We start from the raw sequence: 20,588 nt of genomic DNA, 5'->3' as shown, positions 1-20,588 counted from the left end.
CCTAACTGTCACCCTGCTCTTCGGGCAATTCCAGCCGCGGAAAGACGCCCTGGGGTGCGGGCAGTTCGAGTTCGGGTTTGAGCGGTTGGCCGAGCGCGGCGAAGTCGCGCGCCTCTTCGGGTTGGGCCAGCTGGTCGAGCAGCGCATCGGCCGAGGCGGGGATCGCCCAGCGCGCGAGGATTGCGAGCTGGCGCACGGCTTCGGCCGAGCGATAGAGGATAGTTCCGGCGCGATCGGGATCGGTCTTGCGCACCGACCAGGGCTGTTCCTCCGAGATGTAGAGATTGGCTTCCCCCGCCCCGCGCCAGATCGCCTCCAGCGCCTGGTGGATCGCGAATTCGTCCATCGCCTCGGCGGCCTGTTTCGGGATAGCGTCGAAAGTCGCCATCAGCGTGCAATCGGCATCGGTCGGGTTGCCGGGTTCCGGCACTTTGCCGTCGAAATTCTTGGCGATCATGGACAGCGTACGCTGGGCCAGATTGCCGAGATCGTTAGCCAGATCGGCATTACAGCGATTGACGATGGCTTCGGCCGAGTAGCTGCCGTCCCGCCCGAAACTGACCTCGCTGAGCAGGAAATAGCGGACCGAATCCACGCCGAATGTCTCGGCGAGTTCGATCGGATCGGTCACATTACCGAGCGATTTTGACTCTTTTTGCCCACGATTGAGCAGGAAACCGTGGCCGAAGACGCGCGACGGCAGCGGCAGATCGGCGCTCATCAGAAAGGCTGGCCAATAAACGGTGTGGAAGCGGACGATATCCTTGCCGATGATATGGACGCTTTCGGCATCCTCGCCCCAATAGCGGGCGTAAAGCCCCTCCTCGTCCGGAAAATCGAGGCCTGTCAGATAGTTGGTCAGCGCATCGAGCCAGACATACATGACATGATCTTCGTGGCCGGGCACTTTGACGCCCCAATCGAAGCTGGTGCGCGAAATCGAAAGGTCGCGCAGTCCGCTTTCGACGAACCGGGCGATCTCGTTGCGGCGGCTATCCGGTTTCAGGAATTCGGGGTCGTTTTCGTATAATTCGAGGAGCTTGTCCTGGTAATTTGAGAGCTTGAAGAACCAGCTTTCCTCGACTGTCCACTCGACTGGCGTGCCTTGGGGTGAGAGTTTTTCGTCCCCCTCCCCGTCGATCAGCTCCTTCTCGTCATAATAGGCTTCGTCGCGGACCGAGTACCAACCCTCATAGCGATCGAGATACAAATCGCCTCTGGCCTCCATCCGTCGCCAGATCTCCTGCGCGGCGCGGTGGTTCGCCTCCTCGGTCGTCCGGATGAAGCGATCATATTGAATATTAAGAATTTTATTCATCTCGATGAAATATTGCGTCATTTCATCGGCGAAATCGCGGATATCCATGCCGCGTTCGCGCGCGGTCTTGACCATTTTCAGGCCGTGCTCGTCGACACCTGTCTGAAACCGGACATCGCGGCCCGCAAGCCGGTGGAAGCGGGCGATCGCGTCGGTCGCGATCGCTTCATAGGCATGGCCGATATGCGGCCGCCCATTGGGATAGCTGATCGCGGTGGTGATGTAGAAAGGCTTGGAATCAGGCGTCATGCCGGGGTTCATGCAGCGAAGCGAGCAGTCCGGCAAGCGCGAAAACAGTGGTTTGCGGGTCGAGTGACAGCCGTTGCGCACCGCCGGCCAGCGCGCGGGCCTCTTCCCAGACGGATACGGCCTTTTGGAGCGCCCTGCCCTCCAATGTCCGCGCATGCGCCGCGATCGCCGACGGCGCGCGATCCAGAAAGGCCTCGTAGCGAGGCTGCGCGTTCTTGAGACCGAGGCTCTGCGCCAGCGCCGCGCGGGCGCGATTGCCTGCGTCCCCTTCGGCGATCAGCGAACCGATGGTCGCATCGAGCGCTGCGATATCGAGTCCGGCATAGTGCAGCGCCTGGCCGGGCGCGCCATTGCCGATCCGTACAAGGGCCGTACGCTCGTCCGCATCCAGATCAGGCGCGGCCTGAGCAATGGCTGACGTCATGGCGTCAGGCGAAAGCCGCGAAAATCTCAGCATTCTGCAGCGCGACCGGATAGTGGGCAGCACCCGGCCAGGGTTGTGGCAGACGAGCAGGAACACGCAATTGGACGGCGGTTCCTCGAGATTTTTGAGCAACGCATTGGCCGCCGGTCGTTCGAGATCGTCGATCGCGTCGATGACCACCGCCCGCCAGTCGGACATCGACGGCGTGGTCGCGAACAGCGACTGGATCCCGCGAACCTGGTCGACCGTGATGTTGCGCGCCAGCTCCTCGGGCTTGCGGTCCCTGGGAAGCCTGGCGAGACGGCGCAGGTCGGGATGGCTCCCCGCATCGATCAGCTGCGCTGTCGGATGGATGTCAGGGACGGACAGTCCCTCCCCCAGCCCTTCCGGCCGCGCGGCCTGGGCCAGCATACGCCGCGCCGCCATGTCGGCGAACAGCGCCTTGCCGACGCCCCTGGGCCCGGCAAGCAGCCAGGCATGGTGCAGTTTCCCGCTGTCCATCGCATCGCGGAACGCGTCGATCGCGGTATCCTGGCCAAAAAGCTTCATAGCAGCCGCGTCTCTACCGCCGATCGGATCGCGCCTGCCACCTGTTCTATACTTTTGGTCCCGTCGACCACCGCAAAGCGCACCGGTTCCCTCTCCGCAAAATTATCAAAGGCCTTACCCACGGCGCGATGGAAAGCGAAATCCCGATTCGTGAACCGATCGGTCTCGGCTCCATCGCGGGCGATCGCCCGGCGCGTGCCCGTATCCGTGTCGGTCCGCAGTAATATGGTGAGATCCGGCCAGGTGTCGCCGATCGCCGTTTCATTGATCGAGCGGACCAGATCCACGCCGAGCTTTCCCGCCGCGCCCTGGTAGGCGAGCGTCGAATCCACGAACCGGTCGCACACCACCCATCTACCGGCTGCGAGTGCCGGGCGGATCAGCGTTTCGACATGATCGGCGCGCGCTGCCGCGAACAGATGGGCTTCGGCGGTGGGCGTGAACGGCGTATCTCCGTCCAGCAACAATGCGCGGATCGCGTCGGCTCCCGGCGTTCCGCCGGGTTCGCGGGTTTCGACGGTTTCAAATCCCCGATCGTGAAGCCATGACGTCAAAAGCCTGGCCTGCGTCGATTTGCCGGCGCCCTCGCCGCCTTCGAGCGTTATGAATTTGCCGCGCACCCCTGCCTATCCCCCACTCCCGCTATCCAATGCCGAGCAGCGATTTGAGACCAGCCCAGACCCGCCCGAAAAAGCCGCGCTCGCCGACCGCTTCCGCTGCGACCAGCGGCAACCGCTGGGCGGGCATGTCCGGCGTCTCCACCACCAAGTCCGCGATATGCTGACCTTCGGCGATCGGTGCGCGGATCGGTCCTTCGTACACGATCTTGACCTGTCGTTCGGAAGCGAGGCCCGCCGGCACGGTCACGGCAAGATCGCGCGGTGCCACGAGTCCGACTTCGCCTGCGCTTCCGCCCTGCACCCGCGCCGTGCCGACGCGTCCGCCGCTCGATACGAGCTGGACCGACCGCCAGGCGTTGAATCCCCATTCCATGAAGCGGGTCGCTTCGCTGATCCGCCCGCGATAGGAATCGAGACCCGCCAGGACCATGACGAGGCGGCGTCCGTTTTGAACGGCGGAGCCCGTAAAGCCATAGCCGGCTTCTTCGGTGTGGCCGGTCTTGAGACCGTCCGCGCCGTCTACATTTCCCATCAGCGGATTGCGATTGGGCTGGGTGATGGGCTGACCGCTCATCGTCTCGCCCCAGGTAAACTCGCGGCGACCGTAGAACTGGCTGTAATATTCGGGATAGCGGCGGATTGTCGCAATCGCCAGCCGGGCGAGATCGCGCGCCGTGACATAGGTCCTACCTTCGTCGGGCCAGCCCGTGCTGTTGCCGAACCGGCTGTTTTCAAGACCGAGTTCTTCCGCCTTGCGGTTCATCAGCGCGGCAAAGGCCGTTTCCGTTCCCGACAGGCATTCGGCGAGCACGACGCTGGCATCGTTGCCCGATACCGTGACCACGCCATAGAGAAGGTTCTCGATGCTGACCCGTTCACCGGGCGACAGGAACATCGTCGATCCGGCGCTCGGCCCGTGCCATTGCCGCCACGTTTCCGGGCGCACCATGCATTCCTGATCGAGGCTGATCTCGCCTTCGTCGAGCAGGTCGAACGCGACATGCGCGGTCATCATCTTCGCCATCGATGCGGGCGGGATCCGCCGGTCTGCATCGCGCGCGAACAACACCGCGCCCGAACTCATGTCGATCAGATAGGCGATGGGCGGATCGCCGTCGTAGCGGGGGCGTTCGGCATGGCCGGGCGCGACCATCGCGGTCAGCGCCACAGCGAGAAGAACGGAAGCCTTGCTCATAACTCTCTTTCTTGTCTGTCCCGCTACTGGGCGGGATCGCGGAAAATTCGGGCGTCGCCAAATCCGGCCGACCGCACCTGTGACAATGCCTGGCGCGCGGCCGCCTGGGTCGGATAGGGTCCGAGCCTGACGCGGCGGATGGAACCCGCCGAAACGATGCGCACCGTGCCGAGGCGTTGCGCCCGGTTGGCGAGCCTTTGCGCATTGGCGGCGTTGGAGAACGCGCCGAGCTGAACGTAATAGTCGCCGGCTGCGGCCGGTGGGGCGGACTGCACGGGCCGGGATTGCGGTTCCTCCTCTATCTGCCAGTTCACACCTGCATTGGACGGGCCCGCGTTGCCGCCCGAAGTTGCCGCCTGGCCCGTCGAGGCCGGTGCGTCGGGCGATGGTGTTGCTTGCGGAATGATTCCGCCGCCGCGCTCGAACTGCGCGCGCAGGGCTTCGAGCAGCTGCGGCGAGGTCTGCAGGCGCGGTTGGGCGGGTTGGCCCGCGCGCAGCCGCGCGCGATCGCTTTCGACAGGCTGGACGCGTCGGACGCGGACCGGTGCCGTCCCCCGCTCCACTATGCCGAGCTGCCGCGCGGCGCCGACCGAAAGATCGATGATCCGATCCCCGGCGAACGGCCCGCGATCGTTGACCCGGACGAGGATTGTGCGGCCGGTCTGCAGCGCCGTTACCTCGACATAGGACGGCAGCGGCAGGGTCCGGTGCGCGGCGCTGATCCCCGAGGGACGGAATCGTTCGCCGTTGGCTGTCGGCCGGCCCGAAAGCTCGGCGCCATAATAGGAGGCAAGCCCCACCTCGTCATAATGCGAGGGATCGGCGGGCGTATAGGTGCGGCGGTTGATCGTGTAGGGCGGACCGATCTGGACCGGTGTGTCCGATACGGCGGCGCCGTAAACGGAGCCGTCTGCACCCGCCGAAGCCGGCGGCAGTTCGCGGCCGCCGCTGCTGCATGCGGCGAGTGCGGCGAGCGCCGGCAGGACCGTCCATCGCTTCTTATCGAACAATTGCATCGGCCAATAACCCCACCGACAACGCATAGAAATTCGAACAATTATAGTCGAGTATCACGCGATAATTGTTGGTGAGAAGATAGGCGGTATTGCCCGGCCCATCCGGCTCTAGCAACGTCGCCATCATGCCGTCATCGGGCCACACCCCGTTTTGCGGGCGAATGCCGAGTTCACGCCACTCGGCCATCGACATCCAGCGGCTGTGACGTTCATGGACCCGCGGGCACCGGGTCGGCGTCGTGCGGTTGGCAACGGCGTTGCGATCCAGCGAGGACGGCACGTTGACCGCGATCCCCCAAGGCTCGCCGGCGCGCCATCCGGCATTGCTCAGATAATTCTCGATGGACGCGAGCGCATCGGCTTCGCTGCGCCAGATCTCCGCCCGGCCATCCCCGTCGCCGTCGACCGCCAGGCGCAGATAGACGCTGGGCAGGAATTGCGGATAGCCGAATGCGCCCGCCCAGCTGCCCACCAGCCGGTCGCGCGGAACGCCGCGGTCGATCATCTTCATGGCGGCGATGAATTCGCCAGCGAACAGCTCGCGACGGCGGCCCTCATAGGCTAGGGTCGCGAGCGAGCGCGGCAGATCGAAATTGCCCGTGATACGGCCGTAATTCGTCTCATGCCCGTAGATCGCGATGGCGATCTTGCCAGGGACGCCGGTGCGCTGCTCGATCTCCCTGAGCTGGTCCCGCACCCGGCGATATGTCGCCCGTCCGCCATCGATGCGCGTCGGATTGACGTGGCGCGCCCGATACGGGGCGAAAGGCGGGATCGGCGAATCGAAACTGCCGCCGGGCTGGTTGCGGTCGAGCCGGATAACCCGCGGATTGAAGCTGAGCGTCGGGATGATCCGGTCGAGCGTTTCGGGACGCACGCCTTCCGCGATCGCTTCGGCCCGCAACTGTTCCATATAGGCGCGGAAACCGGCATCGGTCTGGGCAACTGCGGTACCAGCGGCTCCAAAACCGAGAACGGCTGCGATCAGTGTAAGAATTTTGGTAAGGTGACGCATTTACTACCCTTTCTCCCCCTCCTGCCATAGCGGCGGGGCCAAGGGAAAGCTTTTCGTCGTATCGCTTGCACGCAAGGGCGTTTGCAGGATAAGCGCGCAGGCGAAGCGGACAGGTGGCCGAGTGGTTTAAGGCACTGGTCTTGAAAACCAGCGTGGGTTCACGCTCACCGTGGGTTCGAATCCCACCCTGTCCGCCATCAACCCGGTGTCTTCACTCGCCCTTGTCGGCCTGATCCGCGCCGGCGACGAGATCGGCGGCGAATTTGCGGGCCATGTCCGGGGTCAACAGCATCTGGAGGCCGTCGGGGACGTTAACAGGCTGGTCCGTATCTTCCTTGAAGTAGAGCAGCCTCAGCAGGACATGTCCCGGCGCGGTTGCCGATTCATATCCGTGAAAACGGAGCATCTTGAAATTGCCGTTTTCGTCCGTTTCCCAATCGTCCACAAAACTCTCCTATCCGGTGGCGCGCGCAATCGCGCTCCCTTTCGCTATCTGAAAAGGAGCCGGCTTTCCATGTCGTTCGAAAAAAAGCGCGAAAACGCTTAGTTCTTCTTGAGCGTAAGCCCGCCAAAACGCTTGTTGAAACGGTCGATCCGCCCGCCGCTGTCCACGAGGTTGCGGCTGCCGCCGGTCCAGGCCGGGTGCGATTTCGGGTCCACGTCGAGGCTCAGCGTATCGCCTTCCGCGCCCCAGGTGGAGCGGGTCTGAAACTCGGTGCCGTCGGTCATCTTGACCGTGATCATGTGGTAATCGGGATGAATATCGGTTTTCATTGCTTTGGCTTTCTTCGTGGCTGGTTACCGACCAGCCGGTACAAGCGAAGGCGCGCATCTAGCGATTGAGGCGGCGCTTGACAAGGGCTTGCGGCGGGGCGTAGCGGCGGAAGTTGGCAAAGGTGCCGCGCATCAGCGCGGTGAAAAGGGAAACCGGCGGAAATCCGGTGCTGTGCCCGCAACTGTAAGCGGAAAAGCCGTCCCATTACGCCACTGAACCGCACCGGTTCGGGAAGGCGGGGACATCAAAGGCGATCGATCCGCAAGCCAGGAGACCTGCCTTTGCGTCGTCCGACCCCCGGCCGGGACCAGCCGGAGCGACGGGAAGCCGCGTGCGCGCTTCCTTCGTGGCGACATGGCCGGGAGGAAGCGAGTTTGGCGGAGAAGCGCCGCAGGAAGACGAGTAACGTGCGAGGCCCCCTGCCCGCGGTCGTGGCCCTGTGCCTGTGCGCCTGCCTGTGGTTCGGCCTCGACAGCGCCGCTCAGGCTGCCCCGAGCCGCGTCGTTTCGGTCAATATGTGCACCGACGAACTGCTGCTGCTGCTCGCCCGGCCCGACCAGATCGCGTCGGTCACCCATCTGGCGCGGGATCGTCACGAATTTCCCTTCTGGCGCACCGCCCGGCGCTATCCGGCGAATAACGGCAGCGTGGTCGCGGTCGCCGGATACCGGCCCGACCTTATCCTGACGATGGGCGGCGTCGCGCAGGACAGGGAGCGGCTCGCCGACCGGATCGGGGCCGAGCTGATCGCCCTCCCCTTTCCCCGGACGATTGCCGATATCGAGAACGCGGTCCGCACCGTCGCCGCGGCGCTGGACCGGGAAGAGCGCGGCCAGCGGATTATCGCCGCCATCCGCCGCTTCGAGGCCGATCGTCCCGAGACCATGCGCGAAGTCACCTTTCTCAGCGACAGCGGCTACAGCCTCGCCGAGCAGAGCCTCGGCGCCCAATGGCTGGCGCTTGCCGGAGCGCGGTTGCCGGAGGGCCAGGGTATGCGCGTCGCCGCCGAGACGCTGCTGCTCGACCCGCCCGAGACCGTGATACGCAGCGATTATCATCGCGGCCGGACGTCGCGTGGCCAATATTGGCTTGGTTTCCGGTTCATCGACAACTCGCCGGGAACGCGCATCGTCGATACCGATGGCCGGCGCTGGACCTGCGCCGGGCCGTCGATGCTTCCTGAAATCCGGCGGTTGCGCGCGGTGCTGGGACGATGAGACCGGGTCTCTATCTGCTGTTCGTCCTGCTCGTTCTGGCGCTGACCATCGCGTCGCTGACGGTGCCGCTGCATTCGCTGCCGGAGCTGTTCGAGACCGATCCCGATCTCGCCTGGATCGTGGTCGCCGAACTCCGCCTGCCGCGCGCGCTGCTCGCGCTGGTGTACGGCGCGGTGCTGGGCGCGAGCGGCGCGGCGATCCAGGCCCTGTTCGCCAACCCCCTCGCCTCGCCCGATATTACCGGCGCGACCGGCGGCGCGGCCTTCGGCGCGGTGATCACCGCCTATCTGATCGGTTTCGCGAGCCCGTTCGGCGTCGCGATCGGCGGGGTGGCGGGCGCTGGTATCGCGCTCGCCCTGCTGCTGATGCTCGCCGGGCCGCGCGCCGAAACCGCGACATTGCTGCTCGCGGGCATCGCGATCAGCGCGATTACGGGAGCGGGCACGGCGCTGGCGCTGGCCCTCGCGCCCTCGCCCTTCGCCTTTTATGACGCCTATGCCTGGCTCATGGGATCGCTGGTCGACCGCAGCCTGCCCCAGCTCGCCTTTGCCGCGATACCGGCGCTCGCGGCAATCGCCTATTTCGCGCGCTGCACGCCGGCGCTCGACAGGCTGGCGCTCGGCGAGGATGTCGCCGAGGCGATGGGCCATGACGTCGCAGCGCTCCGGCGCAACATCATCATTGCGACCGCGATCGGCGTCGGCGCGGCGGTTTCGGTATGCGGCGCGGTCGGTTTCATCGGCCTGGTCGGGCCGGTCATCGCGCGCAAGCTGACCGCTGGCCATCCGGGCCGGGCGGTCCTGCCGGCCGCGTTGATCGGCGCCGTGCTGCTGCTCGCCGCCGATATCGCCGTCCGGTTCGCGCCGCCCGACCGGTCGGTTCCGATCGGCGTACTCACCGCCCTGCTCGGCGCCCCCTTCTTCCTCTGGCTGGTCGCGCATATGCGCTGGAGCGCACGGCCATGAGTGCGCGGCTCATTGCCACGGGCGCCGCGATCGCGGACCGGCTCGAACCGTGCGACCTCGCTTTCGAGGGCGGCACGATCACGATGCTGGTCGGACCCAATGGCGCGGGCAAGACGAGCCTGTTGCATGCGCTCGCCGGTCTTTCCGGTACCATGGGCGACATCCGCGTCGACGGCGACGCCATCACCACGCTTTCCCCGGCCCAGCGCATCCGTCACCTGGCCTTTCTGGGCGCGTCACGCGAAGTGCGCTGGCCGCTCCGCGCGCGCGACTATATCGCGCTGGGACTGCCCGGCACGCCGTCGGGCGACCGGGTGGATGCCGCGCTGGCGTCGCTGGAAGCGTCCGCGCTCGCCGACCGCCGTCTCGATCACCTGTCCACGGGTGAGCGCTCGCGGGTGATGATCGCCCGGGCGCTGGCGCCGCAGGCAAGCGCCGTGCTGCTCGATGAGCCCTGCGCCAACCTCGATCCGCAGTGGCAGCTGGCGATATTGGCGCGGCTGCGCGCCGAAGCCGAAAATGGCGCGGCCGTGATCGTCTCGATCCATGACCTCGATCTGGCGCGCCAGCATGGCGACCGGGCTATCGTCATCGACAAGGGGCGTATCGTGGCCGACGGCGCACCGTCCGACACGCTGTCGGAGGCGACCATATCGAAGGTGTTCGGTGTGGCGCAGCGCGATGGACGCTGGATGCGGGTTTAGCCGGCAAAATCCTCTCCGGTACGGGACTCCTCCGCCATTTTTGGCGAGAATGGTTCCCCTCCCCTTGATGGGGAGGGGTCAGGGGTGGGGTGATCTGTCCGCTGAAGCCATCGCGTGCCGATGACTCACCCCCACCCAACCCTCCCCCATCAAGGGGGAGGGCTTTGTCCCCATCCTTGTCCGAATGGGACAACCGCCCGGCAAACTGTCTTTGCGCGTCATCCCGGCGAAGGCCGGGGTCTCAGACGGATAGGCGGGACATGTACGGCCGGAGATTCCAGCCTTTGCTAGAGCGACGAATGCTCAGGACGCGCATCGTCATTGCGAGCGTAGCGAAGCAATCCAGGGCCGAACGCGATACGCTCTGGATTGCCGCGTCGCCTCCGGCTCCTCGCAATGACGAATTTTCTAGAGGAACTCGCCTCGAAGGCGCTACGCTCAGTCCTCGGGCGGATCGGCGATCATCGCGGTGAAATCGGCTTCCGCGGCGAGTTTGTCGCCGACATAGGCCTTGCCGCTGAACTTGCAGACGGGGAATCGCTTCTTGGCGTACTCGACCTTGAGCGTCAGCAGGCAGCCCGGTTCGACCGGCGCACGGAACTTGGCCCCGTCGATCGCCATGAAATAGACGAGCTTGCCGCTTTCGAGCAGGTCCAGCTCCTCGACCGCCATGATCGCGGCTGCCTGGGCCAGCGCCTCGATGATCAGCACCCCGGGCATGATCGGCCGGCCGGGGAAATGCCCCTGGAAGAATTCCTCGTTCATCGACACGGCCTTGATCGCGGCGATCGACTCGCCCGGAACGATCTGCTCGACCCGGTCGACGAGCAGGAACGGATAGCGGTGCGGGATGGCCGCCATCACCCGCTTGATATCAAGCGGGCCGATGGCGGTGGTATCCTGCGAAGCGGTGTCGTTCACCGGCCTTCAGGCTGGCTCGCGGCCGGCTGTGCGGCCTGTTGTGCGGCGCGCAGCGTGTCACCGGGGTTCCAGCCCGCCGGCGGGATCGCCTGCACGCTCGGCACCCGGGTGTTGAGCTGCGTCGTGACGGCCGCCGTGATATTGGCTGTCGAGTTCGGCGCGAGCGTCGCAACCGCGTTCGGCTCGAGCACGAGATCGACATTGCTAGCGGCCATCGCGGCGGTCAGCGCGTCGTTGAACTGTATCGCGATCTGCTCACGAACATATTGCGTGGCGAGCAGCACCGGCCGGCGGATCGTCGCAAGCTCCTGCTGCGCGGCCTGCTGGCGCGTGTTGAACGCCTCGATCGCGGGGCCGGCGGTCTCCGGGTTGGCTTGCTGGGCAGCCTGTGCAGCCTGCTGCAGCGGGCGGAGTTCGGCCTCGAGCGCGGTCGCCCGCGTCTGGGCCTGCTGGATCTGGGCGGCATAGGTGCTCTGGATCTGCGTCGCGGCCGTCTGATAGGCGGTCGTCTGCTGGATCGCCGCATCGACGCTCACCACGCCGACGCCGCGGGCCTGGGCGTGGGCCGGCGTCGCGGCGACCATCGGAAGCGCGAGCAGCAGTCCTGCGAAAAAGGTTTTGGTTTTTGAAAACATCAGAATTGTGTTCCTATGTTGAATGAGAAGATTTTGTCCTCGTCGCCTTCCTCCTGAAGAAGGGCGTAGGCGAGGTCGATACGGAACGGCCCGAATGGCGAGTTCCAGGATACACCCGCACCGATCGTAACACGCGGCGACGGCGAATCGCCGACGAAACGTTCGAGGAATGGGGGGCGAGAGTTGAACGCCGGATCATGCGGATCGCCATCTTCATCCACCGGGTCCCTTGTAAGGACGCCGCTAGAGTCAATGAAAAGCGGGGTTCCGTCTGTGTCCAACAACCGTATATTGATCGGGCCGGGAATACTATCACCCGTACACGGCGTCCTGCCGACTTCGTTGCCGTCCTCGTCCAGACACGGAAATGTCTGCAGCTCCGGATCGGTCACGCCGAATACGGCGCCGGCATCAATGAAGATCGACGGGCGGAAGCCGAGTTCGCGAGCACCCGAGCCGAGCGGGATTTCCAGTTCGGCGCGCGCCAGATAATAAGCGCGGCCGCCGATCGCGTCGTCGGTGACGAACCGTTCGTCGGTGATCAGATTGTTGGTGCCCGGCTCGTAGGAGAAGCGCTGTACGCGCGGTCCCACGCCGCGAATGTCGAAGCCGCGGATTTGCGGTTCGCCGAGGAAGAAGCGGTCGGTCAGGCGGACATCGTCGACCCCCGCCCCGCCGCGATTTTCGAACGACTGGATATAACCGGCCTCGGCGCTGAGACCGAAGATGAAGCCCGATCCGATGTTGAAAAACTGGTCGGCGTCGATCCGCGTGCGCAGATAGCGGACATCGCCGAACACGCCGGCAAAATCCTGGCTCAGGATGATCCGGCGGCCGCTCGACGGGCGGACATTGTTGTCGAGATTGTTGTAGACCAGCGAATAGCCGACGCTCGAAATGATCCGTTCGCCGATCGTGTCGCAGAGGAAGCGGCCGGCGAGCAGCGGGCTGCACTCGTCGTTGATGAAGAAGGTGTTGCGATCGAGCGTGACGTCTTCCTGGCTCAGCCCGTAGCGCAGCGCGAGCGTCCAATATTCGGTCAGCGGCACGCCGGCGCGGACCTGGAACCCGGTGCTGATCTGTTCGAAGGTCGTGTTGCGGTCGTTGCCGATGAAGTTGAACGAATCGAAATCGCGGCGGAACAGGTCGACGCCGACCGCGATGTTGCGGTCGAACAGATAGGGTTCGGTGAAACCCAGTTCGATCGAGTTGGAGAAGCTCGAATAATTGACGCCGGCGCGCAGCTCCTGGCCCTTGCCGAGGAAGTTGCGCTGGCGCACCGAGAAATTGAGGATGAACCGCTCGAGGCTCGAGAAACCGGCCGAAACCTGCAGCTCGCCGGTCGCGTTTTCCTCGACATTGGCGGTCAGCACGATCCGGTCGGGCGCCGAGCCGGGCGATTGCTCGATCTCGAAATTTTCCTGGAAGAAGCCGAGCGACTGGATGCGGCTCTGCGACCGGCGGACGAGGAAACTGTTGAACGCGTCGCCTTCCTGCAGGCGGAACTCCCGGCGGATGACCTTGTCGCGGGTCAGCGTGTTGCCGTTGATGTCGATCCGCTCGATATAGACGCGCGGCGTCTGTTCGATCCGGAAGCGGACGTCCATCGTCCGGTCATCGCGGTTGATGTTGAATTCGGGCCGCGTCTCCGCGAACGCATAGCCGAGCAGGCCCGCGGTCTCGTTGAGCCGGTCGACAGTGTCCTCGATCTGCTGGGCGTTGTACCAGTCGCCGGTCTGCATCGGGATGAAGCTGGTGAACTGTTCGGAGCGGAAATCGCGCAGGTCGCTGTCGAGTTCGAGCTCGCCGAAGCGATAGCGCTCGCCTTCCTCCACCACATAGGTGATGATGAAGTCGCGCCGGTCGGGCGTCAGTTCGGCGACCGCCGATACCACGCGGAAATCGGCATAGCCTTCGGTCAGGTAGAATTGCCGGAGGCGCTGCTGGTCGAAGGCGAGACGATCGGGATCGAACGTGTCGCTCGACGAGAAGAAACGGAAGAAGCGCGACTGTTTCGTCGCCATTTCGGAGCGCAGGTCGCTGTCCGAGAACACCTCGTTGCCGATGACGTTGATCTGCTGGACGCGGGAGCGCGGGCCCTCGCTGATCTCGAACACGATATCGACGCGGTTCTGGTCGAGCTCGACCATCTGCGGCACGACGGTGGCGGCGAACCGCCCGCGGCGGCGGTAGAGTTCGATGATCCGCGCGACATCGGCGCGGGCGCGCGAACGGGTGAATATCTGGCGCGGCGCGAGCCGGATCTCGCCGCGGATATCCTCGTCGTCGAGACGGCGATTGCCTTCGAGCAGGATGCGGTTGATGACCGGGTTTTCCTGGACGACGATCGTCAGCTCGCCCTGATTGTCGCGGATTTCGACATCGGCGAACAGTTCGGTCTCGAACAGGTCGCGCAGCGCCTCGTCGAGATCCTCGCGCGTATAGGTCGCGCCGGGCTGAAGCTCGACATAGGAGCGTACCGTATCGGGTTCGATCCGCTGCGACCCTTCGACGAGAACCGCGCGAATGACCTGGCCCTCGGGCAGCTGGCTGGCGGCATCCACGGCCTGGGCGCCGGTGTCGAACTGCGGTGCCGGTCCCTGAGCGGGCGCCGGGGGTGGAGACGGCGGCGCCTGTTGCGCGACCGCCGGCACGGCGAAGCCGCCCAGCATCGTACCCAGCATCAGCCCAGAAAGCCGCGCCCGCTTCGAAAATCTTCGGTTACTCAGATGCACGCAAACCGCCCTTATTATCTTATTCCGGTAGGAGAATTCCCGCCCTGCCCCATAGAAGTCAGCCGATCAAGCCGCTCAGTCGCTCCCATAGACCGAACGAACCCAGATCGATGACCGTCACCATCAACATGAAACTCAGCAAGACGGCAAGACCCATACGGAAAGCCCATTCTTGTGCCTCTGGCTTTATCGGTCTCCTGCGGACGGCTTCGGCCGCATAGAACACCAGGTGACCCCCGTCGAGCATCGGGATTGGCAACAGGTTGATGAATCCGAGATTAATCGAGATCGCCGCCATGAAGAATAAAAAGGCGTAGAGGCCGAGACTGGCGGTCTGGCCGGAGAATTGCGCGATCCGGAGCGGGCCGCCCAATTCCTCCACCGACCGCCGCCCGGTAATGATCTGGCCCAAGCCCACGGTGATCATCTCCAGACTCGACACCGTCTGCTCAAGCGCCGCGCCCGGCAGCTCCAGCGCCCCCAGCCGCTCCATCTCGAGCACGTCGGACTGGACGCCGAGCCGGCCGATCCGCGCCTCGTTGCCGAACCGGTCGGTAACCGTGACATCGCCGGTCACCGCAGTGATCGACAGATCGTCGCCGCCGCGGACGATATCGAACCGCATCTCCTGGCCCGGACGCAGGCGGACGATGTCGGCGAGCTCGTCGAACCGGTCGATGGCCCGGCCGTCGACGGCGACGATCTCGTCGCCGAGCGCGAATCCGGCCTCGTCGGCGACCGAATCCTCCATGATCGCGGAGATGACGGGCGCGTTCTGCGCCTGCCCATAGGTCGCGAAAATGCCCATGAAGAGAATGACCGCGAACAGGAAATTGATCATCGGCCCGGCCAGGATGATCAGGAAGCGCTGACCCACCGGCTTGAACTGGAACAGTTCAGCGCGTTCGGCATCCGGTATCGCGTTCGCGTCCGGATCGGGCTGGCTCGCCGCATTCAGGTCGCCGGCGAACTGCACATAGCCGCCGAGCGGCAGCCAGCCGATCTTCCAGCGGGTCCCGCGCCCGTCCGTCCAGCCGGCGATCTCGCGGCCGAACCCGATCGAGAATTTCTCGACCTTCGTGCCGAACCAGCGGGCGACCAGATAATGGCCCATCTCGTGGACGAAGACGAGCGGGCCGATGACGAGCAGGAACGCGCCGATGGAATAGAGAATGCCGGGGCTTTCGATCATGCGGTATAGCTGTCCATCTGCTTTTGCGCTGCGGCGCGCGCCGCCTCGTCTATCGCGAAGACATCTTCCAGGCTTTCCGGCGCGTCCGGGGCATAGCCGTCCAGCACATCTCCGACAATCGCCGTGATATCGAGAAAGCCGATGCGTCCGGCCAGAAAGGCGGCGACGGCCTCTTCATTCGCCGCGTTGAGGATCGCCGGGCGTGCCCCGCCCGCTTCCATGGCGGCGCGGGCCAGGGCGATGGCCGGGAAGCGGACCGGATCGGGTTCCTCGAAGTCGAGCTTGCCGATCTCCCCCAGGCTCAACCGTTCGCAGGGTGTGTCCATCCGCTCCGGCCAGGCCAGCGTATAGGCGATCGGTATGCGCATGTCCGGCGCGCCGAGCTGCGCGAGCACCGATCCGTCGCGATATTCGACCAGCGAGTGGATGACCGATTGCGGATGGACGATGATCCGGCAGTCGTCGGGCGGCAGATCGAACAGATAACGCGCCTCGATCAGCTCCAGCCCCTTGTTCATCAACGTCGCCGAATCGATCGATATCTTCGCGCCCATCGACCAGTTGGGGTGCTGGACCGCGCGCTCGGGCGTAACATCGCGCATCTCCTCGCGCGACCATTCGCGGAACGGGCCGCCCGACGCGGTGAGTATGATACTGGCGATGCCCGCCGGGCGTTGATGGTCGAAGCATTGGAAGATCGCATTATGCTCCGAATCCACCGGCAGGATCGTAACGCCGCGCTTGCGGGCGGCCTCCAGCATCAGCGATCCGGCCGATACGAGCGATTCCTTGTTCGCCAGGCCGACTGTCGTCCCCGCCTCGATCGCGGCCATGACCGACGGGATCCCGGCCGCGCCGACAATGGCGGCCATGACGAGATCGGCCTCCATCCCGGCGGCGTCGCAGATCGCCTCGGTGCCGGCCGCGGTTGCGATACCGGTCCCGGCCAGGGCATCGGCCAGCGCGCCGGCCCTTTCGGGATCGCCGATCACCGCGATGTTCGCGCCGCTCTCTTTTGCCGCCTTGGCCAGACCCTCGACATCGCGATGCGCGGTCAGCGCGATAATGTCGAAATCGTCGGGATTGCGGTTCACCAGATCGAGCGTGGACTGGCCGACCGAACCGGTCGCCCCGAGTATCGAGAGCCGTTTGCGCGTCGCCATCACAGCCATCCCGCCGCGCTGATGCCCGCGACGCCGATGGCGACGGGCAGCAGCCCGTCGAGGCGGTCGAGCGCCCCGCCATGGCCGGGAAACAGGTTCGAACTGTCTTTCACGTCCGCGCGCCGTTTTAGCCAACTTTCATACAGGTCGCCAAGCTGCGCGATCACCGCGAAGAGCGCGGCCAGCGGCACGATCAGCACCGGCAAATCGCTTCGCAGCGCAAATCCGGCGCTGACCAGCGTGGCGCACACGATGCCCCCGATCAGCCCGGCCCAGGTCTTGTTGGGGCTGAACTGCGGCGCCAGTTTGGGGCCGCCGATCGTCTTGCCGGAGAAATAGGCGCCGATATCGGTTGCCCAGACCATGGCGAGCGTCCAGAGGGTGAGAATCAGCCCCCCCTGTTCGCGCAGGAAGATGATCGCGATCGCGGCCAAACCGAGATAGAGGAACCCTCCGGCGAGGCGCGCGCTCCAAAAGCCGAAACCGACAGCGATACCGACGGCCCCCGCCGCGATGAGGTCTGCTTGGTCGATGGGCGCGTAGGCAGGGCTAAATAGCACCATCAGCAAAATCAGAATAACGGTAACGGAGACTGTTTTCCGAGCAGGCTCCTTCATGAGCCCGCCCCATTCGTATATCATCGCCGCCGCGAGAGCCGTCACGAGCAGCCAAAACGGCCATTGCCCGGCAAACAGCGCGCCGAGTGCGACGGCCACCAGAACGACGCCGGTCACCGTGCGTTTCCACAGATTTCGAAACCCGCTCGGGGCCGCGACTTCGGTCATAGTCCACCGTAGCGCCGGTCGCGCCGCGCAAAGTCCTGAACGGCCAGGTTCAGATCGCCTTCGCCGAAATCCGGCCAGAGCGTGTCGGTGAACAGCAGTTCGGCATAGGCCGATTGCCAGAGCAGGAAATTGGACAGGCGTTTTTCGCCCGAGGTCCGGATCAGCAGGTCGAGCGGCGGCAGTCCCTGCGTACTCAGCCGGTTCTCGATCGTTTCGTTGGAGATGTCGTCCACGCCCAGCCGGCCGTTGCGGACATCCTCGGCGATCCGGCGGACCGCATCGGTGATCTCGAACTGCGAGCCATAGTTGAGCGCGACGACCAGCGTCGCCTTTTCATTGTCGGCGGTCCGCGCGATGGCGCTGTCGATCAGCGCGACCACATCGCTTTCGAAGGCGTGATAATCGCCGATTACGCGGATGCGGATCCCCTCCCGCGCCAGCGCTTCCAGTTCCTTGCGGATGAAGCGGCGCAGCAGGTTCATGAGATCGGCGATTTCGGACGCCGGCCGGTTCCAGTTCTCCGAGGAGAAGGCGTAGAGCGTCAGCACCTCGATCCCGAGCGCGCCCGCCGCCTTCACGACCGAGCGCGCTGCCTCGATGCCCTTGCGATGACCGGCGATCCGCGGCAGTCCGCGCCGCTGGGCCCAGCGGCCGTTGCCGTCCATGATGATGGCGACGTGGCGCGGCACCGCGGCGCCGCTGCCAGTCCCGGCCGCCGCGTCGTCCACGGATCGGGCCGGTTCGGCGGTCACAGCTCTAGAATTTCCGCTTCTTTCTCGCTGGCGATTTTATCGATTTCGGCGATCTTGTCATCGGTCAGCTTCTGGACTTCGGTCTCGGAACGCTTTTTCTCGTCCTCGCCGATTTCCTTCTTGTTCTCGTCGGCCTTCAGCGCATCCATCCCGTCGCGGCGGACGTTGCGGACGGCGATTTTCGCCTTTTCCGCATATTGGCCGGCGAGCTTGGCGAGCTCCTTGCGGCGCTCCTCGGTCAAGTCGGGGATCGGCAGCCGGATCGTCGTGCCGTCGAGCTGCGGATTGAGGCCGAGCCCGGCCGCGCGGATCGCCTTTTCGACGGGCTGGACGTTCGAGCCGTCCCACACCTGCACGGTCAGCATGCGGGGCTCCGGCGCGTTGACCGTCGCCACCTGATTGAGCGGCATATTGCTGCCATAGACCTCGACCTGCACCGGATCGAGCAGCGACGTCGAGGCGCGGCCGGTCCTGAGGCCGCTGAGATCGCCGCGCAGCGATTCGATGGCGCCGTTCATCCGCCGCTCCAGATCGCCCTTGTCATATTGCGCCATCAGGCATCTCCTTCTTGTTGCACGGTCGTCGCGGTTCCCTCGCCCGAAAGGACATTGGCGAGATTGCCCTTTTCGCGGATGTTGAACACGACGATCGGTATATCGTTGTCGCGGCACAGCGCGACGGCGGCCGCATCCATGACCTTCAGATTGTCGGACAGGACGCGGTTGAAGCTGAGCGTGTCGTAGCGCTTGGCGCCTTCGACCTGTTTGGGATCGGCATCGTAGACGCCGTCGACGCTCGTCCCCTTGAACAGCGCGTCGCAGCCCATCTCGGCCGCGCGCAGCGCGGCGGCCGTGTCGGTCGTGAAATAGGGATTGCCGGTGCCCGCCGCGAAGATGACGATCCGGCCGCGCTCCATATGCCGCATCGCGCGGCGGCGGATATAGGGCTCGCACACCGTATCCATCGGGATCGCCGAAAGGACACGCGTGTCCTGGCCGATCTGTTCGAGCGCGTTCTGGACGGCCAGCGCGTTCATCACCGTGGCGAGCATACCCATATAGTCGGCGCTCGTGCGGTCGAAGCCCTTGGCGGCCGCCGCAAGCCCGCGAAAGATGTTGCCGCCGCCGACGACGAGGCAGAGTTCGTGCCCCGCTTCCTTCGCCGCGGCCACCTCGCGGGCGAGCCGCGCGGTGGTTTCCGGGTCGATGCCGAACTGGCCGTCGCCCATCAGCGCTTCGCCGGACAGTTTGAGGAGGATGCGGTTATAGTGCGGGCGGGACATCGCCGGACCGGTCTTTCAAAAGGGTGATATGGATGCGGCGCGCACCCTAGTGGGGGTGCGCGCCGCTGCCAAGCATTTGATTGCCACGGTGTGGATTAGCGAAACCCGGCTATGCGCCGACCGCCGCGGCCACTTCTTCGGCAAAATTCTCTTCCTTCTTCGCGATGCCTTCGCCGAGCTGGAAGCGGATGAAATCCTTCAGCGTGATGTCGGTCCCGGCCTCCTTGCCGGCCTGGGCGACGACGTCTTCGATCCTGGTCTTGTTGTCCATGACGAAGATCTGGCTCATCAGCGCGTTTTCCTTGCGGTACTTGGCGATCGAGCCTTCGACCATCTTCTCGACGATATTGTCGGGCTTGCCCGATTCCGCCGCCTTTTCCTTGGCGATCGCGCGTTCGCGCTCGATCGTGCCCGGATCGAGATCGTCGCCGGTCAACGCCATCGGCGAAGCCGCGGCGATGTGCATGGCGAGCTGCTTGCCGAGCGGTTCGAGCACGTCGGCGCCCGCGTCGCTTTCGAGCGCGACGAGCACGCCGATCTTGCCCATGCCGGGCGCGGCGGCGTTGTGGACATAGGAAACGACGACGCCCCGATCGACGCCGATCTTGCCGACGCGGCGCAGGCTCTGATTTTCGCCGATCGTCGCGATGTTCGCGGTCAGCTTTTCCTCGACCGTGCCGCCGCCCGGATAGTCGGCGGCCTTCAGCGCGTCGAGATCGGCATCGACGCCGAGTGCGATTTCGGTGACCTTGCCCACGAAATCCTGGAACTGTTCGTTCTTGGCGACGAAGTCGGTCTCCGAATTGATCTCGACGGCCGCGCCGGTCGTGCCCGATACGGCAACACCGACCAGGCCTTCGGCGGCCGTGCGGCCGGCTTTCTTGGCGGCGGCGGCAAGGCCCTTGGTGCGCAGCCAGTCGACGGCCGCTTCCATGTCGCCGCCATTTTCCTGCAGCGCCTTTTTCGAATCCATCATGCCGGCGCCGGTGCGCTCGCGCAGTTCCTTTACGTCCTTGGCAGAAAAATCGGCCATCTGTCCGTCCTCGTCTTTTGCAATTTTCGTTTATCGACGCGCC

At 64.9% G+C, this 20,588-nt stretch carries 21 protein-coding genes, 1 tRNA gene and 1 riboswitch; of the genes, 4 read left to right on the top strand and 18 right to left on the bottom strand.

Annotated features, from left to right (window positions below):
• Nucleotide 1 precedes the first annotated feature (1 nt).
• From metG to HFP57_RS03370, 6 genes are read right to left on the bottom strand one after another with little or no spacing between them, the layout of a single operon-like run.
• Nucleotides 2-1,567: a methionine--tRNA ligase gene (gene metG / locus HFP57_RS03395; RefSeq protein WP_176868480.1), complete on the bottom strand. Its 1,566-nt coding sequence runs from the start codon at nucleotides 1,565-1,567 to the stop codon at nucleotides 2-4.
• A complete protein-coding gene (locus tag HFP57_RS03390) occupies nucleotides 1,557-2,540 on the bottom strand; it encodes a DNA polymerase III subunit delta' (RefSeq protein WP_176868479.1) in 984 nt (327 codons plus the stop codon). Before HFP57_RS03390 ends, metG begins: the two co-directional genes overlap by 11 nt.
• The gene (gene tmk / locus HFP57_RS03385; RefSeq protein WP_176868478.1) at nucleotides 2,537-3,160 is read right to left on the bottom strand and encodes a dTMP kinase; all 624 of its coding nucleotides are present in this window, start codon (nucleotides 3,158-3,160) and stop codon (nucleotides 2,537-2,539) included. The genes HFP57_RS03390 and tmk overlap by 4 nt, the downstream gene beginning before the upstream one ends.
• A gap of 22 nt (nucleotides 3,161-3,182) precedes the next feature.
• Nucleotides 3,183-4,355, bottom strand: coding sequence for a D-alanyl-D-alanine carboxypeptidase family protein (locus HFP57_RS03380; RefSeq protein ID WP_176868477.1), 1,173 nt, complete (start codon nucleotides 4,353-4,355; stop codon nucleotides 3,183-3,185).
• 23 nt (nucleotides 4,356-4,378) lie between these two features.
• Nucleotides 4,379-5,371: a septal ring lytic transglycosylase RlpA family protein gene (locus HFP57_RS03375; protein ID WP_176868476.1), complete on the bottom strand. Its 993-nt coding sequence runs from the start codon at nucleotides 5,369-5,371 to the stop codon at nucleotides 4,379-4,381.
• Nucleotides 5,355-6,386: a lytic murein transglycosylase gene (locus tag HFP57_RS03370; RefSeq protein ID WP_176868475.1), complete on the bottom strand. Its 1,032-nt coding sequence runs from the start codon at nucleotides 6,384-6,386 to the stop codon at nucleotides 5,355-5,357. Before HFP57_RS03370 ends, HFP57_RS03375 begins: the two co-directional genes overlap by 17 nt.
• 107 nt (nucleotides 6,387-6,493) lie before the next feature.
• On the opposite strand from HFP57_RS03370, the gene HFP57_RS03365 reads away from it, so the two are divergent.
• A tRNA-Ser gene (locus HFP57_RS03365) sits at nucleotides 6,494-6,583 on the top strand.
• Between the two features lie 14 nt (nucleotides 6,584-6,597).
• Here HFP57_RS03365 and HFP57_RS03360 read toward each other — a convergent pair.
• Nucleotides 6,598-6,831 (bottom strand): hypothetical protein, encoded by a 234-nt coding sequence (locus tag HFP57_RS03360; protein WP_176868474.1) that lies wholly within the window; start codon nucleotides 6,829-6,831, stop codon nucleotides 6,598-6,600.
• Nucleotides 6,832-6,929: 98 nt separating this feature from the next.
• Nucleotides 6,930-7,160: a 50S ribosomal protein L31 gene (rpmE, locus tag HFP57_RS03355; RefSeq protein ID WP_176868473.1), complete on the bottom strand. Its 231-nt coding sequence runs from the start codon at nucleotides 7,158-7,160 to the stop codon at nucleotides 6,930-6,932.
• A gap of 103 nt (nucleotides 7,161-7,263) precedes the next feature.
• Nucleotides 7,264-7,458: riboswitch (cobalamin riboswitch) on the top strand.
• Between the two features lie 110 nt (nucleotides 7,459-7,568).
• Between rpmE and HFP57_RS03350 the strand changes: the two genes are divergently transcribed.
• From HFP57_RS03350 to HFP57_RS03340, 3 genes are read left to right on the top strand one after another with little or no spacing between them, the layout of a single operon-like run.
• Entirely contained in the window at nucleotides 7,569-8,378 is an 810-nt protein-coding gene (locus HFP57_RS03350) for an ABC transporter substrate-binding protein (protein WP_176868472.1), read from the top strand.
• On the top strand, nucleotides 8,375-9,343 hold the full coding sequence (locus tag HFP57_RS03345; RefSeq protein ID WP_176868471.1) for a FecCD family ABC transporter permease: 969 nt from the start codon (nucleotides 8,375-8,377) through the stop codon (nucleotides 9,341-9,343). The genes HFP57_RS03350 and HFP57_RS03345 overlap by 4 nt, the downstream gene beginning before the upstream one ends.
• Nucleotides 9,340-10,047, top strand: coding sequence for an ABC transporter ATP-binding protein (locus HFP57_RS03340; protein WP_176868470.1), 708 nt, complete (start codon nucleotides 9,340-9,342; stop codon nucleotides 10,045-10,047). Before HFP57_RS03345 ends, HFP57_RS03340 begins: the two co-directional genes overlap by 4 nt.
• A 438-nt stretch (nucleotides 10,048-10,485) precedes the next feature.
• Here the strand turns inward: HFP57_RS03340 and fabZ are convergent, their stop codons facing one another.
• The 10 genes from fabZ to tsf all read right to left on the bottom strand — a co-directional run bounded on the left by fabZ (nucleotide 10,486) and on the right by tsf (nucleotide 20,545).
• Nucleotides 10,486-10,968, bottom strand: a complete 483-nt coding sequence (fabZ, locus tag HFP57_RS03335) for a 3-hydroxyacyl-ACP dehydratase FabZ (protein WP_281363116.1) — start codon at nucleotides 10,966-10,968, stop codon at nucleotides 10,486-10,488.
• Nucleotides 10,965-11,603 (bottom strand): OmpH/Skp family outer membrane protein, encoded by a 639-nt coding sequence (locus HFP57_RS03330; RefSeq protein ID WP_176868469.1) that lies wholly within the window; start codon nucleotides 11,601-11,603, stop codon nucleotides 10,965-10,967. The genes fabZ and HFP57_RS03330 overlap by 4 nt, the downstream gene beginning before the upstream one ends.
• Nucleotides 11,603-14,287: an outer membrane protein assembly factor BamA gene (gene bamA, locus HFP57_RS03325; RefSeq protein WP_176871124.1), complete on the bottom strand. Its 2,685-nt coding sequence runs from the start codon at nucleotides 14,285-14,287 to the stop codon at nucleotides 11,603-11,605. The genes HFP57_RS03330 and bamA overlap by 1 nt, the downstream gene beginning before the upstream one ends.
• Nucleotides 14,288-14,396: 109 nt before the next feature.
• Nucleotides 14,397-15,530, bottom strand: a complete 1,134-nt coding sequence (rseP, locus tag HFP57_RS03320) for an RIP metalloprotease RseP (RefSeq protein WP_176868468.1) — start codon at nucleotides 15,528-15,530, stop codon at nucleotides 14,397-14,399.
• Nucleotides 15,527-16,693, bottom strand: a complete 1,167-nt coding sequence (locus HFP57_RS03315; protein ID WP_176868467.1) for a 1-deoxy-D-xylulose-5-phosphate reductoisomerase — start codon at nucleotides 16,691-16,693, stop codon at nucleotides 15,527-15,529. Before HFP57_RS03315 ends, rseP begins: the two co-directional genes overlap by 4 nt.
• Complete coding sequence (locus tag HFP57_RS03310; RefSeq protein WP_343045253.1) at nucleotides 16,693-17,427, bottom strand: phosphatidate cytidylyltransferase; 735 nt, start codon at nucleotides 17,425-17,427, stop codon at nucleotides 16,693-16,695. The genes HFP57_RS03315 and HFP57_RS03310 overlap by 1 nt, the downstream gene beginning before the upstream one ends.
• A gap of 47 nt (nucleotides 17,428-17,474) precedes the next feature.
• Nucleotides 17,475-18,206, bottom strand: coding sequence for an isoprenyl transferase (locus HFP57_RS03305; RefSeq protein ID WP_281363141.1), 732 nt, complete (start codon nucleotides 18,204-18,206; stop codon nucleotides 17,475-17,477).
• Nucleotides 18,207-18,226: 20 nt separating this feature from the next.
• Nucleotides 18,227-18,784 (bottom strand): ribosome recycling factor, encoded by a 558-nt coding sequence (gene frr / locus HFP57_RS03300; protein WP_176868465.1) that lies wholly within the window; start codon nucleotides 18,782-18,784, stop codon nucleotides 18,227-18,229.
• Nucleotides 18,784-19,512, bottom strand: a complete 729-nt coding sequence (pyrH, locus tag HFP57_RS03295) for a UMP kinase (protein WP_176868464.1) — start codon at nucleotides 19,510-19,512, stop codon at nucleotides 18,784-18,786. The genes frr and pyrH overlap by 1 nt, the downstream gene beginning before the upstream one ends.
• Before the next feature lie 109 nt (nucleotides 19,513-19,621).
• Nucleotides 19,622-20,545, bottom strand: a complete 924-nt coding sequence (tsf, locus tag HFP57_RS03290; RefSeq protein WP_176868463.1) for a translation elongation factor Ts — start codon at nucleotides 20,543-20,545, stop codon at nucleotides 19,622-19,624.
• Between the last annotated feature and the right edge of the window lie 43 nt (nucleotides 20,546-20,588).

This window comes from Parasphingopyxis algicola, from assembly GCF_013378075.1.
Lineage (GTDB): Bacteria > Pseudomonadota > Alphaproteobacteria > Sphingomonadales > Sphingomonadaceae > Parasphingopyxis > Parasphingopyxis algicola.
Note: the sequence above shows the minus strand (reverse complement) of the source record. Positions and strands in the feature narration are given on the sequence as shown.